This is a genomic window from Glutamicibacter arilaitensis Re117 (assembly GCF_000197735.1).
In the GTDB taxonomy this organism is placed as follows: domain Bacteria; phylum Actinomycetota; class Actinomycetes; order Actinomycetales; family Micrococcaceae; genus Glutamicibacter; species Glutamicibacter arilaitensis.
Genome location: NC_014550.1, coordinates 3,460,535 through 3,474,967 on the forward strand (window position 1 = coordinate 3,460,535; position 14,433 = coordinate 3,474,967).

14 protein-coding genes and 1 riboswitch are annotated in these 14,433 nt (G+C 60.7%); of the genes, 8 read left to right on the forward strand and 6 right to left on the reverse strand.

What is annotated here, in order from left to right:
• Positions 1-116 precede the first annotated feature (116 nt).
• The gene (locus AARI_RS16550) at positions 117-887 is read left to right on the forward strand and encodes a DUF2786 domain-containing protein (RefSeq protein ID WP_013350390.1); all 771 of its coding nucleotides are present in this window, start codon (positions 117-119) and stop codon (positions 885-887) included.
• On the opposite strand, the gene AARI_RS16555 is transcribed toward AARI_RS16550, so the two are convergent.
• Together AARI_RS16555 and AARI_RS16560 are read right to left on the reverse strand one after the other, a co-directional pair.
• Positions 884-2,128 carry a CynX/NimT family MFS transporter gene (locus AARI_RS16555; RefSeq protein WP_231849489.1) on the reverse strand — a complete coding sequence of 415 codons (1,245 nt, stop codon included), beginning with the start codon at positions 2,126-2,128 and terminating at the stop codon, positions 884-886. The two genes, AARI_RS16550 and AARI_RS16555, sit on opposite strands and share 4 nt — an antisense overlap.
• Before the next feature lie 112 nt (positions 2,129-2,240).
• On the reverse strand, positions 2,241-2,699 hold the full coding sequence (locus tag AARI_RS16560; RefSeq protein ID WP_013350392.1) for a GatB/YqeY domain-containing protein: 459 nt from the start codon (positions 2,697-2,699) through the stop codon (positions 2,241-2,243).
• A 111-nt stretch (positions 2,700-2,810) separates the two neighbouring features.
• Between AARI_RS16560 and AARI_RS16565 the strand changes: the two genes are divergently transcribed.
• Positions 2,811-4,235, forward strand: a complete 1,425-nt coding sequence (locus AARI_RS16565; RefSeq protein WP_013350393.1) for a DUF4232 domain-containing protein — start codon at positions 2,811-2,813, stop codon at positions 4,233-4,235.
• On the opposite strand, the gene AARI_RS16570 is transcribed toward AARI_RS16565, so the two are convergent.
• Both AARI_RS16570 and AARI_RS16575 read right to left on the reverse strand, forming a co-directional pair.
• A complete protein-coding gene (locus tag AARI_RS16570; protein ID WP_013350394.1) occupies positions 4,232-5,512 on the reverse strand; it encodes a carboxylate--amine ligase in 1,281 nt (426 codons plus the stop codon). The genes AARI_RS16565 and AARI_RS16570 overlap by 4 nt on opposite strands.
• Positions 5,513-5,525: 13 nt before the next feature.
• On the reverse strand, positions 5,526-6,668 hold the full coding sequence (locus tag AARI_RS16575; RefSeq protein ID WP_013350395.1) for a lipid II:glycine glycyltransferase FemX: 1,143 nt from the start codon (positions 6,666-6,668) through the stop codon (positions 5,526-5,528).
• Positions 6,669-6,764: 96 nt separating this feature from the next.
• On the opposite strand from AARI_RS16575, the gene AARI_RS16580 reads away from it, so the two are divergent.
• From AARI_RS16580 to AARI_RS19800, 5 genes are all read left to right on the forward strand, one after another.
• Complete coding sequence (locus AARI_RS16580; protein WP_013350396.1) at positions 6,765-7,094, forward strand: metal-sensitive transcriptional regulator; 330 nt, start codon at positions 6,765-6,767, stop codon at positions 7,092-7,094.
• A 59-nt stretch (positions 7,095-7,153) separates the two neighbouring features.
• Positions 7,154-7,468: a heavy-metal-associated domain-containing protein gene (locus AARI_RS18830; protein ID WP_013350397.1), complete on the forward strand. Its 315-nt coding sequence runs from the start codon at positions 7,154-7,156 to the stop codon at positions 7,466-7,468.
• A 57-nt stretch (positions 7,469-7,525) separates the two neighbouring features.
• A complete protein-coding gene (locus tag AARI_RS16590; RefSeq protein WP_013350398.1) occupies positions 7,526-9,784 on the forward strand; it encodes a heavy metal translocating P-type ATPase in 2,259 nt (752 codons plus the stop codon).
• 225 nt (positions 9,785-10,009) lie between these two features.
• A riboswitch (glycine riboswitch) is annotated at positions 10,010-10,108 on the forward strand.
• A 325-nt stretch (positions 10,109-10,433) separates the two neighbouring features.
• Complete coding sequence (gene cycA / locus AARI_RS16595) at positions 10,434-11,936, forward strand: D-serine/D-alanine/glycine transporter (RefSeq protein ID WP_013350399.1); 1,503 nt, start codon at positions 10,434-10,436, stop codon at positions 11,934-11,936.
• A gap of 169 nt (positions 11,937-12,105) precedes the next feature.
• Positions 12,106-12,315, forward strand: coding sequence for a 4a-hydroxytetrahydrobiopterin dehydratase (locus tag AARI_RS19800; protein ID WP_157867183.1), 210 nt, complete (start codon positions 12,106-12,108; stop codon positions 12,313-12,315).
• Between the two features lie 13 nt (positions 12,316-12,328).
• Here AARI_RS19800 and AARI_RS16605 read toward each other — a convergent pair whose 3' ends face one another.
• Entirely contained in the window at positions 12,329-12,691 is a 363-nt protein-coding gene (locus AARI_RS16605; protein ID WP_049862684.1) for an FUSC family protein, read from the reverse strand.
• Positions 12,688-13,686 (reverse strand): EamA family transporter, encoded by a 999-nt coding sequence (locus AARI_RS16610; protein WP_013350401.1) that lies wholly within the window; start codon positions 13,684-13,686, stop codon positions 12,688-12,690. The genes AARI_RS16605 and AARI_RS16610 overlap by 4 nt, the downstream gene beginning before the upstream one ends.
• A gap of 114 nt (positions 13,687-13,800) precedes the next feature.
• Here AARI_RS16610 and AARI_RS16615 point away from each other — a divergent pair, with 114 nt between their 5' ends.
• Positions 13,801-14,352: a CGNR zinc finger domain-containing protein gene (locus AARI_RS16615; RefSeq protein WP_013350402.1), complete on the forward strand. Its 552-nt coding sequence runs from the start codon at positions 13,801-13,803 to the stop codon at positions 14,350-14,352.
• The last annotated feature ends 81 nt before the right edge of the window (positions 14,353-14,433 follow it).

Sequence of the window (14,433 nt, forward strand, 5' to 3'; positions counted from 1 at the left end):
CCTGGAGCAGTTACCCACAGCCCCTCAAGCAACTGTCGCCGCCTCGTGCCAAACTAGTGCTGTGAATCGACACCAGCCGCTTTGCAAGCCAAGAATCCGCCACCAAGGAAGAACTCATGAGCACCTCTGAGCACAAGCTGCAGCGCTTGAAAGAGCGCATTACCCTGCTGCTGAACAAAGCTGAGAACACCACGTTCCCGCATGAGGCCCAAGCCTTCCAAGAACATGCCGAGCGGCTGATGGTGCGTTATGGCATCGGCCGGGCAGAACTCGATGCGCAAAGCGCCAAGGCCGGCAAGAAAAAGGAAGCCATCGTCGAGGAGCATTTCGATATGCATGGCGTCTACCGTCTGGGGCAGCGCGATGGCCTCAGCGCCGTAGGCAGGGCTTTCCGCACGGTCTCCATGCTGCAGACCAACTATTCAAAGTCCTGCCGGTTGTACATCATCGGCCACGAATCCGATGTCGCCACCGTCAAGAATCTCTTTACCTCGCTGATCGTCCAGGCTACTGCTGCCATGACGCACTGGTGGGCGGACGAGGGCAAGCTCTACACCCAGTGGTACTCCGACTCGGAGAAGAGCATTGAACGCCGAGAGTTCCAGCGCAGCTTCTACCTGCAGGTCGCCTCGCGCATTGCCAACCTCTATCGCGAGGAAAGCGAGAGCACCGGCAACGGCAACGGCACCGAACTGGTGCTGGTGAGCCGCAAAGAGCAAGTTGACGATTTTGTCAGCAGCAAGTATCCCTTCCTGCGCCGCAGCCGCAATCGAGCGGCCTCGGGCAGCGCCAATGCTTCAATTGCCGGCCGCATTGCCGGGACCAAAGCGGATTTGGGCTTTGGAAAGCATGTTGATGCTGCCGCTGCGGGAGAAGTCGCCAGTTAGAGGATCTCCTGCCGCTGCGCATCTTCGATGTACCGGGGCAGTCCAGCCATCACGCCGACCAGGGTCTGGAAGATGATCAACCCCGCGATAAGCAGCATCGGCGCGGTCCACGAGCCGGTGACTTCGTGAAGCACGCCGACCAAAAACGGTCCGGGGAAGGCCAGCAGATAGCCCGCTGATTGTCCGAAGGTGGACAGCCTGGACACGCCGGCTGCGGTGCGCGCCTTCAGCCCGATCATGGTCAGGGCCAGTGGGAAGTTCGATCCGCAAATGCCCAGCAACACAACCCAGAGCACTGCGTACTGCAGCGGAGCAATGAGCATGCCGATAATCGCGATCATGCCGACGACGCCGTTGACGATCACCAGCGGTGCCTGGTTGGCGAATTTCGCCGCCAAGGCCGGCATGACGAAGGACAGCGGCACTCCCACGCCCAGCAGGATTGCGAGCAAGGATCCGGCGAAGGCCGGGGACGCACCAAAGTCAATGAAGATCTTGGGCAGCCAGCCCATGAAAATATAGGCCACCGCAGATTGCCCGCCAAAGAACAGCGCTACCCACCAAGCAGTGGAGTTCTTGCTCATGGGGCCAAGATCAGCGGCCTGGGTATCGGTCTTGGCCTGCTGCTGATGGTGGCCAATCTGGTTCTTGAGCCCGAAATACACCACAACCCACAGGACAAGTGCCACCAACGCCAGCAATCCCCAGAAGCCCAGGCCCACACGCCAATTGCCGCCGAGCATCTGGTTCACCGGCACGGCGATGCCTGCGACGCCTGACGCGCCAAGGGCCACTGCGGTCGTGTAGGCACCGGTGGCAATACCCACCTTCTCGGGGAACCATCGCTTAACCAAGACCGGCATGAGGATATTGCCCACGGCAATACCAGCCAGCGCCAATGCAGTGCACAGCAGGAAGAACCCGGTTCCCGGTGCGACCGAACGCAAGGCGATGCCCAGCGGCACTGCTGCCATGGCGGCGACAACCACCAGCTCCGGACCGCGCTTGCCAGCTAGCCGCGGAGCCAAAGGGCCGAGCAATGCGAAGCACAGCGGCGGAATGCCGGTGATCATTCCGGCGACGAAGCCATTCATCTGCAGATCCTCGATGACCAGATCCAGCAAAGCCCCCAAGGAGGTGACTGCCGGACGCAAGTTCAGCGAGGCAAGAATAATGGCGATAATCAGCAGAACACCCAGGCTCTTAGGCAGGGTGAGACGGTTTTTCGGGAAGTCAGGCATGGTATTCACAGGGTAGCTCTTTCACATACCGGAACCTATATAACTGCTTCAGACTACGAAAACGGGCCGTCCCTCAGCAGGGACGACCCGTGAACGTTACGATAAATAGCGCTTAAGCCAGCTTGGCGCGAACCATCTGTGAGACAGCCTTGCCATCGAATCGCCCGGCGATTTCTGCACCCACCAGCTTCATGGCCTGGCCCATGTCTTTCATGGTCAGTTCGTGATCCGCGGCCAGCTCTCCCATAATGCGGTCAACGATGCTCTGCGCCTCGGCTTCTTCCAGCATCTTCGGCAGGTAGGTGGAAATGAACGCAGCTTCAGCCAATTCTCGTTCGGCCAGGTCCGTGCGGCCATCCTTGGCCGCCAGGGCAGCGGTTTCCTCGCGGTTGCCTACTTCTTTGCGCAGCAAGGTTTCAACGTCCTGATCGTTCAGTTCGCTCGGGTTCTTTCCCGACTTCTCCTTGGTGCCGATGGCACTGAGGATATTGCGCAGGGTGGTCTTCTCAAGCTCGTTGCCTGCCTTCAGGTGGGCAATGCTGTCATCGCGCAGGCGATCTTTCAAACTCATGGAAACTCGCTTTCAAAGTACGTGTGATTTGAATTTTACTCGCTTTGCTCCTGAGTATTTTTTCCTGCACCTGTTGAACAGGTGCCAAGGCCCATTTGATACAGTAGCTAGATGAAATCACTGCGCGCTGAGGCCTTCGGGATCGCGCTGGCCCTCGTCGCGGCAGTCCTGCTCATTTGGAAGCCTTGGGATTCATGTAACGCACCCAATGAGGTTTGCAGTTTCGCCTCCGCTGTTGCACAGCAGGAGGGCCTACTGGGCTACCAAGCCTCCGCTGGCACCGTGGAACACGATGCTCTTGCCAAGCCGGAGCTTGCTGTCCAGCTGCAGTTCGTGCTCTCAGATCAGCTCGATGCCGCGCAGGCTGGTGCTCTGGCGGAACAACTCGCGCAACAGGTTCAAGGCAAAGCTGCTGAACTGCGTTGGGCGCGCACCGAGCTGAGCCTAGTGGCAGGCACAGCAGAGCAGATGCAAGGCCTTGATCGAAAGAGCTACCCGCTGGAAGTCGCCGAGTCCTTTGCTCAAGACGCCCGCAACGAACAAGAGAAGCCCGTCGAACTGGGCAAGACTGCAGCCTTCGCGTTCAGCATGCATCATCTCGGCGCGCCTGAAGTCAGGAATTACTCGGCCACCGCGAACAGCTTGGAGCAGTTTCTGGTACTCGGAAAGTCCGCGGCGGAGCAGCTATCCCCCGCGGAACTGGCCGTGAGGGATTCTTTCATCAGCTACTCCCCCGGACGGCCCAGCGACTATTCCGAAATCGAGCTCATTGCCGAAGCCGTGAGAAGCGGGCGAGTTCAGAGCGTTCGCATCGCTGGTTCCGGGCTGGAAATGACGGTTCACGAAATGGAACCAGCCGGTCGGGCAAAGGACATCCAGAAATGGCTGGACCAGCATGAGGCTTTGAACCGGCCGATGCCTTACAGGCTGTTCTCCCATGACTACAGTGAAATCCTTGAAGGGTGGGTTGGCGGCATGAAACCGGATTGGCTGATTCCCAAGCCCGTCGACCTTCCCGAGAATATTGAAGCTTGGCCTCAGGACCCAGCAGCATCGATGTGCGCAGCCGATGATCTCCAGATCATGCTCGGTTCTCCCGACGCGGCGACCGGCTCACGATACATGTCCGTCTACGCCAAGAATATTTCTGCCCACGCGTGTGCGCTGAGGTCCTACCCGCAGATCGATTTCCTCAACGAGGCCGGCGAGCCCCAACAGGAGGTCCAGTTGCAACCTGAACCGGGCATCATGCTTGAGCGTGTTCTCATTCCTGCCGGCCAGGCGGCGATTTCAACACTGGAATGGAATGCCATGTCGACCTCGCTGGATCCTGATCAAACCGTTGCCCTGCGCATCCGCGCTGCAAAGGCCATGGCCTCGGATACGCTCACGCCCGAATACGACGGCCAACCGGTGAGCCTGGACATCCTGGACGGCGCCACGATCGCGCAAAGCCCATGGGCCCAGGCCCGCGATGGGTGGGCGACGGCGCAGGATGCACTCAAGCCCAGCTCCCCTAACGCCGCCAGGCCCTAGGGCTGCAGCGTGCGCGGCGGGAACTTCTTGTACTTGCGGTAATGGTTGACCGCGTTCAGCAGCAAGTAGAGCTTTCGGCGCAGGTTCTTTTCGGCTGCGAACTTCAACGGGTTGGAGACCTTGCCGGCCTTGAGCAATGCTTCTGCCTTGCGCCCGGTATCGCTGTCCAGAAAACGGCGCAGCAGGTGGTGCGGCAGCACGGTGAACAGCTGCTGGCGCGAGAGCTGCAGGACACCGGCTTCGGTATCCACCACGGCATCGGTTTGCGGGTTCGAATCATCGAACTGCGCTCCGAGGAACTCGGTGACGTAGAAGCGGGCCGGATTCACCCCGGCGGCGGTGAGATAGAAGTGGTTGCGACCCAGCCGCGGGTTGATCTCGAAGAATTTCACCGTGCCGTCACGGTGGTCGTACTTCGCATCGATCATGGCAATGCCCCGCCAGCCCAGTTCTTCAAGCATGCGGGCGCCATCGGCTGCCATCTGGTCATTGCGGCCGGTGACAATGGCCGCGGAGTTGCCCAGCACCAGTGGCGCGTGTTCCTCGATGACCACTTCGCCATAGCCGGCAAAGATGACTTTTTCTTCGTTGGTGGCGAAGTAGGTGCACAGGCGCATCGCGTCATCGCCGCCGGGAATGTATTCCTGGAAGATGTAGCCGGAGTTGTAGCCGCTGGCATCGATCTTGGAAACCAATGATTCGAGTTCATCGCGGCTGTTGATGGTGTGGATCTTCTGCTTGCCCACGAACTTGGCGGCGATCCAATCTGCGGAGCTCGATGGCTTGCCGATCACCGGGTAGGTGAAGGAACCTGCCAGCTGCGCCAGATCCGCGCCCGGGTAGTACACCGAGGTGCGCGGGTGGGCGATGCCCAGTTTTTCGGCGAGCGCGTAGAAGTTCTCCTTCACCGCGGCAGCTTCAATGGTCTCCAGCTGCGGGTATGGGATGACATAGTGCTCTTCGAGCGCTGCGCGGTTCTTGGCGATCAGCATGATGTGGAAGTCCAGCGACCCGAAAAGCATCAGCGGTCGATCTGCTTCCGACTTCAGTTCCCTGGCCAGCTCGGCCAGGGCGCTGGCGACACGGTCTTCATCGGCCATGGAGCCGATGGGCCGCAGTTCGATGGCTACCGAATGCTCGATGACCCCGTTGCCGGCTGCCGGAAGCACAACCGAACGCACCCCGTAGGCTTCATAGAATTCGCGCGCCAGGGTGTAGGTGCCGATATCTCCGCCGAGGATGACGGGGACAAAAGGCTGGGTTGGATCGATTGCCACAGTGCTGGATTCCCTACTTCTTGCGCCAGTTCATGTATTTTTCAAAGGCCCAGGCCAGTGGCTTGTTCAATGCCAGGTCCCATTCGCCGCTGGTCTGCACGATGTCGCAGCCGGTGTTGGTCTTGAACTTGGTCAGGCCCGAGAGGTGGTGCTCCTTATCCAAGGTGGCGCTCACCCCGCCCTGGTCCAGGTAGCGGCAGCCGGCGGCGATGGAATCGCTGACCATGTGCTGCATGATTGCCTTCGGCGCGAACAGCTTGCGCTGCTCGGAGGAAGAAGCACCGTAGAGGTACCAGGCGAGATTCGAGGAGCGGATCACGATGGCGGCAGCCAGATCCACGCCTTCGTTGCTGGCGATGTACAGGGTGCATGAGCCTGGCACGGCTTCGTTGAGCACGGTGTGCATTTTTTCGAAGTAGCTCAGCGGCCGGCCGGTGAACTCCTGGCGGTCCGCGGTGTGGTTGTACAGGGCATGGAAACGTGCCATGTCCTTGGTTTCGCCGATTTCGATTTCCAGGGTGCTCTTGAGCGCCTTGCGTGTTTCGTTGCGGGTGGTCGAGGAGTAGCTGGCCATGACCCCATCGGCATCCAGCTGGTTACCCTCATCGTCTTGCAGCGCGACGCGGGCTACGTATTCGGGCTGGCCGGCGGCAAAGTCCATGCCGACGTCTTCCTTGGTGAAGCCCAGCTTGGCCAGTGCATCGTTCAGCGCCAGTGCGGTCTGCGAACTGCTCTTGAGCTCAAGGTCTGCGAGCTGGCTGAAGCCTTCCTTGCCCAGGTTCTTGCGTACCGCAGCGGCACCCCAGGTGCGCACGGCCAATCCCGGACCCATCTTCAGCTGGAACGCGCCGCGATTCTTCAGGTAGGCGGACAGCGGAGCGATGACCTGCTCGGCTGCATAGCTGCCGAAATCGATGACCGGGCCATCGGGGATGTAGGCGAGGGTCTTCTTGATGACCGGGGCCGCGCGGTGCAGTACCAGCGCGGTTCCCACCAGTTCATCCTCCTCGAACCAACCGAGGGATTCTCCACGCCAGCCACTCTTGACCTGAGCCCACTCGGGACGCTGCAGGAAGCTGACGTCTTGGGCGGTCTCAAGGAATGCTGAGTGCTCGGTGCCGGAAATCGGACGCACATGAAGTTCGTTGTGGCTCACGGGTGAAATCCTATCGTGCTTCCCTTGCCTATTGGGGGATGCCACATACCCCCAGAGGGTACTTGACTTAATACCCCCTAGGGGTATAATCGAAGTATGGATACCACCCAGAACCCGAATGGGCACGCCGAACACCATGGCTATCACGCGGATAAAAGCGCACTTGAGCGTCGCTTGAAACGCATTGAAGGCCAGGTGCGCGGGGTTGCCAGGATGGTAGATGAGGACAAATACTGCATCGACATCCTCACGCAGATCTCCGCGATCAACGCCGCATTGCACAAGGTCAGCGCGCAACTGATCGATGACCACATCGGACACTGCGTCGTAGATGCGGCCAAGTCTTCTATCGAATCGGGTGACCCGCGCATCGTGCAAGAGAAAATTGCCGAGGCCACCGCCGCCATTTCGCGCCTGGTGCGATAAGCACCTGGATTACCCGAAGTTTCCAATTCACACCGAATTCATTGAAAGAGAGCAAGATCATGAGCCACAACTGCAATTGCGGATGCTCCTCGGAGAAGAACTCCAACCAGGGCCTGCAGATCATTCCACGTGAGCAGAGCAGCCCGCTGGCCACCCGGACGGAACTCAAGATTTCCGGGATGACCTGCGGGCACTGCGTAGCATCGGTCACCGAAGAACTGAAGGAAATTGTAGGCGTGCAGGATGTAGAAGTCATTCTCGACGCCAAGGGAGTCTCCACCGCAACGGTAACCTCCGCCAGTTCCCTGGACGAAGCGAGCATCCGCAGCGCCATTGACGAGGCCGGCTACACGCTCGAAGCCATTAATTCCTAGCCGAAAAAGCCAGGCGCAAAGCCTGGCAAGCGGCAAGAAAGTGTCAAGGTAAAAATCATGACTTCCCCTGCCCCGCACGAAACCCGCGCGGAACCCCGCACAGTCGAGCTGGATATCCAGGGAATGACCTGTGCATCCTGCGTGAACCGCGTGGAACGAAAACTCGGCAAGCTGCCCGGCGTCAGCGCATCGGTGAATCTGCCGCTGGAGACCGCCAAGGTCCAGGTTCCGGCAGATATCAGCGACGAAACGCTGATCAGCACCGTTGCCGCAGCCGGCTACACCGCTTCGCTGAAGCAGCCTGCGAAGCCGGCGCACGCAGATCATGCGGGGCCGGGAGAAGAAGACCACGGCGGACACGAGCATCTGGTTCCAGAGAATCTGCTGCGGCGCCTGATCGTATCTTCGGTCTTCACCATCCCGCTCTTCATCATTTCCATGATTCCCGGGGCCCAGTTCCCGCACTGGGGCTGGGTTGCCTTCGCACTAGCCACCCCGGTGGTCTTCTATGGCGCGTGGCCATTCCACAAGGCCGCGGCGATCAACGCACGGCACTTCGCCTCCACCATGGACACCTTGGTGTCCTTGGGCGTGCTCGCCGCCTACCTCTTCTCGGCCATTCAGCTGATCCTGGATCCGCAGATGACCGCGCACACCGGCATGTCGATGTCCGAACACGCACTGTACTTCGAAACCGCCGGCGTGGTGGCTACCTTGCTGCTGCTGGGCCGCTTCCTGGAGCACCGGGCGAAGTCTTCGGCATCCGATGCCCTGAAATCATTGCTGAGCTTGGGTGCCAAGGACGCGGTCGTGCTGCGCGATGGCAAGGAAGCGAGGATTCCGGCCGAGCAGGTCCAGGTGGGAGATCACTTCGTGGTGCGCCCGGGTGAGAAGATCGCCACCGACGGCGTGGTCGTTGACGGCGCAAGCGCCGTGGACACCTCGCTGCTGACCGGCGAATCAGTTCCGCAAAAGGTAGGTGCCGGCGACGAGGTCACCGGCGCAACGCTGAACACCTCCGGACGCCTGGTCATCGAAGCCACCCGCATTGGCTCCGACACCACTTTGGCGCAGATGGGCAAGTTGGTCTCCGAAGCCCAATCGGGCAAGGCTCCTATCGCCCGGCTGGCCGACAGGATCTCCGCAGTCTTCGTGCCCATCGTCTTGGCCATTGCCGTTCTCACCTTCGCCATCTGGTTCTTCACCAGTGGCGATACTTATCAGGCATTCACCGCCGCGGTGGCAGTTCTAGTCATCGCCTGCCCTTGCGCCCTTGGCCTGGCAACCCCGATCGGCTTGCTGGTGGGCACTGGACGCGGCGCGCAGCTTGGCATCTTAATCCGTGGCCCCCAGGTCCTGGAAGATACCCGAAAGCTGGACACCATTGTGCTTGATAAGACCGGAACCGTTACCACCGGCGTCATGACCCACCTGGGCACCGAAGCCATCGATGGCATCAGCCCCGATGAAGCCCTGATGCTGGCCGGCGCTGTGGAGCACCATTCCGAGCATCCGATTGCCCAGGCCATCGCCAAGGCGGCAGCCGAATTGGGCCCGTTGCCACAGGCCAGCGGCTTCGACTCGGATCCGGGCGGCGGCGTGCTCGGCATGGTCAACGGCCATCACGTAGTCGTAGGCCGGCACAGCTGGCTGGAACTGCAGGGCACCGTTCTGGACGCCACTGCGATGGCCATGCTGGAAGAAGCCGAACAGTCTGGCGCTACCGCCATCCTGGTCTCGGTAGACCAGCAGTTCCAGGCCGTGATCTCGGTAGCAGATAAGATCAAGGACACCTCGGCCAAGGCGATTGGCGAACTTCAGGACCGCGGCCTGCGCGTAGTGCTGCTGACCGGCGATAACAAGTCGGTGGCAACCAAGGTCGCCGCACAGGTAGGCATCAAGGCGGAGGATGTCTTTGCCGGGGTCTTCCCAGCAGACAAGGCCAAGGCGATCACCGCCCTGCAAGAGCAAGGCAAGGTCGTGGCCATGGTAGGTGATGGCGTGAATGACGCTCCGGCGCTGGCCCAGGCCGATCTAGGCATCGCCATGGGTTCTGGTACCGATGTGGCCATCGAGGCAGCTGACATCACCTTGATGGGCAACGACTTGCATCAGGTCACCCAGGCCATCGATTTGTCGGCCAAGACCCTGTCCACCATCAAGATGAACCTGTTCTGGGCTTTCGCCTACAACACCGCAGGCATCCCGATTGCGGCCTTGGGGCTGCTCAATCCGATGATCGCCGGAGCCGCGATGGCAGCCAGCTCGGTGCTGGTGGTCCTCAACTCCCTGCGTCTGCGCAGTTTCGGAAAATAAGACCTGGCAAAGGGCGAGCGGGGCATCGGTTGATCCGATGCCCCGCTTGCTGCCGTTCACAGCACTACTTGCACAAACGTTACGAAGCTGGAAAGCCTTATTTCGCGTAACGAATCCCCGGATTCGCATGCCTGCACGGAAAATTTGAGTCCAGAATGTGAAATGCGATTTGCGCCACATATTAAATTCTGGGCATACTGTGATCGCAATCACCACTTATGCCGCTGACGCGTGGCGGGAGAATTCCGTCCTAGCCAAGTGCGGGTGCCGTAGGAGCAATTTCCTCCCCAGGAAACTCTCAGGCCCCCGTACCGCCACGAACAAGGCAAATCTGGAAAGCAGTGCGGAAGCATCCGCACTCACCGAAGGAGCAAAGCTTCACCCAGTATTCGGGCCGAAGTGAAAACTCTCAGGTAGTAATACAGATTGGGGAGGGACCACGAACAGTGCCGCATCAAGCGCACCAGATTCGAGGTACTCCCCGTGGCATCCGCGACTGCTGCTCCGAGCGCAGCAATTCGTGCCTGCCTAGCTGGAATGCCGCGAATCGGATGTGTCAACCGAAGCGAGTATCTGCGCTCCAAGCCAACCAGGCTTGGAGGCAGGACACCTTCGGGGCGTCACGCCACACTCCTGGAAGGCAACCAGCATGAGTACCACAAGTTCCGATCCCACTCTCGAGCGCGGACTCTCCAATCGTCATATCCAGCTGATCGCCATTGGCGGCGCTATCGGCACCGGCCTGTTCATGGGCTCGGGCAAGACCATCGCGGTCGCCGGCCCATCGGTCATCTTCGTTTACATGATCATCGGCTTCATGCTCTTCTTCGTCATGCGCGCCATGGGCGAGCTGCTGCTGAGCAACCTCAAATACAAGACTTTCGCCGACTTCGCCGGCGATCTGCTCGGCCCATGGGCCGCGTTCTTCACCGGCTGGACTTACTGGTTCTGCTGGGTTGTCACCGGCATCGCCGACGTGGTGGCCATCGCCCACTACGTCGCCTTCTGGTGGGGCGACCTGCCGTTGTGGATTCCGGCTCTAGCCTGCATCGCATTGCTGCTGGTGCTGAATCTGGCTACCGTGAAGGCCTTCGGCGAAACCGAATTCTGGTTCGCCCTGATCAAGATCGTAGCCATCGGCGCACTGATCGTGGTCGGCCTGGTCATGGTCATCACCGGCTTCGAGCACGACTCGGCCACTGCTTCCTTCTCCAACCTGTGGACCGAAGGCGGCATGTTCCCAACCGGCTTCATGGGCTTCGTAGCCGGCTTCCAGATTGCAGTGTTCGCCTTCGTCGGCATTGAGCTGGTGGGCACCACCGCAGCAGAGACCAAGGACCCTGAGAAGACGCTGCCCAAGGCGATCAACTCGATCCCTGTGCGCATCCTGTTCTTCTACGTCGGTGCCTTGATCATCTTGATGACCGTGGAACCATGGAACCTGTTCTCCGCCGAGCAGTCCCCATTCGTGGGCATGTTCGCCCTGGCCGGCTTGGCCGGCGCCGCAGGCATCATCAACTTCGTGGTGCTCACCTCCGCGACCTCCAGTGCCAACTCGGGCATCTACTCGACCTCCCGCATGCTGCGTGGCCTGTCCATGGAAGGCGATGCGCCCAAGGGCTTCTCGCAGCTTTCGAGCCGCAAGGTCCCGAAGAACGCGTTGCTCTTCTCCTGCATGTTCTTGCTCGCCGGCGTCGCGCTGCTCTACAGCGGCGATTCGGTCATGGGAGCCTTCACGCTGGTGACCACCGTTTCGGCGTTGTGCTTCATGTTCGTCTGGACCATCATCCTGCTCAGCTACCTGGTCTTCCGCGCCCGCCGCCCGCATCTGCACGATGCATCGAAGTTCAAGATGCCCGGCGGACGCGTCATGCCTTACGTAGTATTGGGCTTGTTCGTCTTCATCCTCTGGGCGCTGACCACCCAGGCCGATACCTTCACCGCGTTGATCATCACCCCGGCATGGTTCCTGATCCTGGCTGCCGGCTACCTGTACGTCCGCCGCAACCCGCAGCACCAGGCGCTGCGTGACGCGCATGTGGCCAAGGTAGCGCACGAACGCTACGAGGCAGCCGCCTACCGTGATGCGAAATCCTTCGCCAAGCGCGAGGACGAATCCTCCGTGAAGGTCACCGAGGACATCAAGCAGTAGCTGACGCAGGCACCTGTTCCAACCAGATTGGCTCCGGCATCGATTGATGCCGGGGCCAATCTGCATAGACGCTGGGATTGCTACCGCACAGGCTCAGCGCGATGCGATCATGTCCGCAGGCATCAACCACTTGCATGAATCCATCTGCTGCAGCTTGGAGGACAGACTGATGACACCAACCGGTAGGATATCGAGCTTCGAACTGGCTCAAAAGCTTCTTTCGCTGCCCGATTGGACGCTCGATGGGCGCGGACTGCGGGCCGCTTACCGTTTCGATTCAGCCAGCACTGCCTTGCAGTTCATTGTCCAGGTCGGACTGCGCTGCGAGCAGGACAACTGGCATCCGCATCTGGATTGGCGGGTCACCACCGGACGCTGAGGCCATCAGTGCTTCAGCTTCGGCGCCGGCGGGCCATGAATAGCGAGATCACGATGCTCTGCACCGCGCCCACGCCCGCACCGAGCACGGTCATGGATATGCGGTCGATGAGCAGGGACGAGGCCGGTTCGGGGCTGACCATGTGGACCATCAGCAACGCGGTGACAGTCATGAAGACCATGCCCACCGCATAGTTGCGCAAGATCACCAGCTCAATGGTGAATTGCGAGGCCAGCGCGACGGCCAGAATCGCCCAGACCGGGGAATCGAAAGCGAAGACCGAAGCGGTCAGCGCAACGCCAACGCAGGTGCCTACGCAGCGCTGCAGCCCGCGGGCTACCCGCGCATAGGTGTCAGCACCGGTAACGTTGCTCATCGCCGCGGCCGTTTGGCGATCCTGGCGACTTTGGCCGTCCGCAATTCGTCGATGCGGACCAGCACCACGCCGCACACGATCAGCAGTCCGCCAAACAGCTGCACCGCACCGGGCAGCTCTGCCAGCAGCAGCCATGCCCAAAGCACCGCGAACAGCACCTCGGTCAACGAGATGAAGCTGGCGACCTTGGAACCCAGCTCCCGGGCAGCCATCACGCCGGTGGTGTAGGAGAACACTGTTGCGATCAGGATCAGCCCGGTCAGCGCCAGCCACCACGGGGTTTCGAAGCCGGCGAAGGAACCTGTGCCGGCGGCCCACTGCATGGGCAGAATGCCCAGGCCTCCCACGGCCAGCATGGTCACCGCGCCCACTGCCATGCCTCCGGCAGAGAGCATGATTGGCGGAAGCGCCCCATCGACCCTGGCGCTGATGAAGAAGTACACCGTCAGGCCGATAGCTGCTCCCAGGCCCCAGAGCACGCCAATCGGATCAATTCGTGTCGTTCCGGTCAGGTCAAGCACCGCCACCAGCCCGGCCAGCGACAGCAAGGTCCCGGCGATGGTCGCAATGGATGGACGTTTTTGGTGCTTGGCCCACAGCACCAGCACAATCAGCACCGGTGCCAGGTATTCCAGCAGCAGCGCGACTCCCACATCCAGTCGCTGCACCGCGAGGAAGTAGCACAGCTGGCAGGCCCCCACGCCGAACAGGCCGAAGAGCGCAATCGATACCCAGTTGGTGCGCAGCAAGACCCACCGCCCGCGCATTGCCATGAGAGCTGGAATAGCCAGGACCAGCGCCGCTCCGGCCATGCGCGCAGCGACCGCGGCGGTTGGACTCCATCCAGCTTCGAAAAGGCCCTTGGCGAAGGAGCCGGACAGCCCGAAGGCCGCCGAGGAGGCCAAGGCAATCCAGATGCCCCTGGACTGGCTGGGGAGGCGGGTTCCGGCCGGGTGCGGGGCTGCAGGCAATCCAGGGTCAGGCAGTTCGCTCATAAGGGTCTTTCGCGCAGAATTCCATGTCCCATTCAGGGGCAAAAGGGGATATGAGCATGACGATACGGTTAGGCTTGAGGGGCAGTCAATCCACCCACCTTCCAGGATCGAATTATGACCTTTGCCCCAGATATCGAAGCTTCGTTGAAGTCCGTGGTGAACCTGTTGAACACCGAGGTGCAAATCGTGGACATGCTCTCCACCGTCGCTGATCTCGATGAATTCCTTGATGCCGAAAATTTTGCCGGCTCCCGCGCGCACAACCAGGCAGAGCTTCGCTCCATTCGCCAGCTGCGCTCCCAGCTGAAGAACATCTGGACTGGCACCGAGGAAGAGTCGGTCTTCCGGGTCAATGCGATCTTGCGCAATGCCAACGCCCAGCCGCAGCTGATCAAGAGCGAATCGCTGGGCTATCACCTGCACGCCACCACCAATAGCACCCCGCTCTACGACCGCATGGCCGTGGACGCCGCGATGGCGCTGGCGGAAGTGATCCGCTCCGGTGGCTTGCAGCGGCTGCGGATCTGCGCGTCGGCGGATTGCGAGGCGGCGCTGCTGGACCTGTCGCGCAACCGCTCCAAGCTGTACTGCGATACCGGCAACTGCGCTAACCGGGAGCATGTGCGTGCCTACCGTGCGCGCAAATCCGGGAAAAGCTCGCGCTAGCAAGGCGCTCGCCTTTTGCCTGGTCGGGGCCCTATGATGAACATACCACCGGTATGCCGGCAGTTGCAGTAATGGAAGGGG

What these genes read in the sequence shown, in the direction of transcription:
- AARI_RS16550 (WP_013350390.1), top strand. Translation starts at nt 117, where the DNA reads ATGAGCACCTCTGAGCACAAGCTGCAGCGCTTGAAAGAGCGCATTACC.
- AARI_RS16555 (WP_231849489.1), bottom strand. Translation starts at nt 2,128, where the DNA reads ATGCCTGACTTCCCGAAAAACCGTCTCACCCTGCCTAAGAGCCTGGGT.
- AARI_RS16560 (WP_013350392.1), bottom strand. Translation starts at nt 2,699, where the DNA reads ATGAGTTTGAAAGATCGCCTGCGCGATGACAGCATTGCCCACCTGAAG.
- AARI_RS16565 (WP_013350393.1), top strand. Translation starts at nt 2,811, where the DNA reads ATGAAATCACTGCGCGCTGAGGCCTTCGGGATCGCGCTGGCCCTCGTC.
- AARI_RS16580 (WP_013350396.1), top strand. Translation starts at nt 6,765, where the DNA reads ATGGATACCACCCAGAACCCGAATGGGCACGCCGAACACCATGGCTAT.
- AARI_RS18830 (WP_013350397.1), top strand. Translation starts at nt 7,154, where the DNA reads ATGAGCCACAACTGCAATTGCGGATGCTCCTCGGAGAAGAACTCCAAC.
- AARI_RS16590 (WP_013350398.1), top strand. Translation starts at nt 7,526, where the DNA reads ATGACTTCCCCTGCCCCGCACGAAACCCGCGCGGAACCCCGCACAGTC.
- cycA (WP_013350399.1), top strand. Translation starts at nt 10,434, where the DNA reads ATGAGTACCACAAGTTCCGATCCCACTCTCGAGCGCGGACTCTCCAAT.
- AARI_RS19800 (WP_157867183.1), top strand. Translation starts at nt 12,106, where the DNA reads ATGACACCAACCGGTAGGATATCGAGCTTCGAACTGGCTCAAAAGCTT.
- AARI_RS16605 (WP_049862684.1), bottom strand. Translation starts at nt 12,691, where the DNA reads ATGAGCAACGTTACCGGTGCTGACACCTATGCGCGGGTAGCCCGCGGG.
- AARI_RS16610 (WP_013350401.1), bottom strand. Translation starts at nt 13,686, where the DNA reads ATGAGCGAACTGCCTGACCCTGGATTGCCTGCAGCCCCGCACCCGGCC.
- AARI_RS16615 (WP_013350402.1), top strand. Translation starts at nt 13,801, where the DNA reads ATGACCTTTGCCCCAGATATCGAAGCTTCGTTGAAGTCCGTGGTGAAC.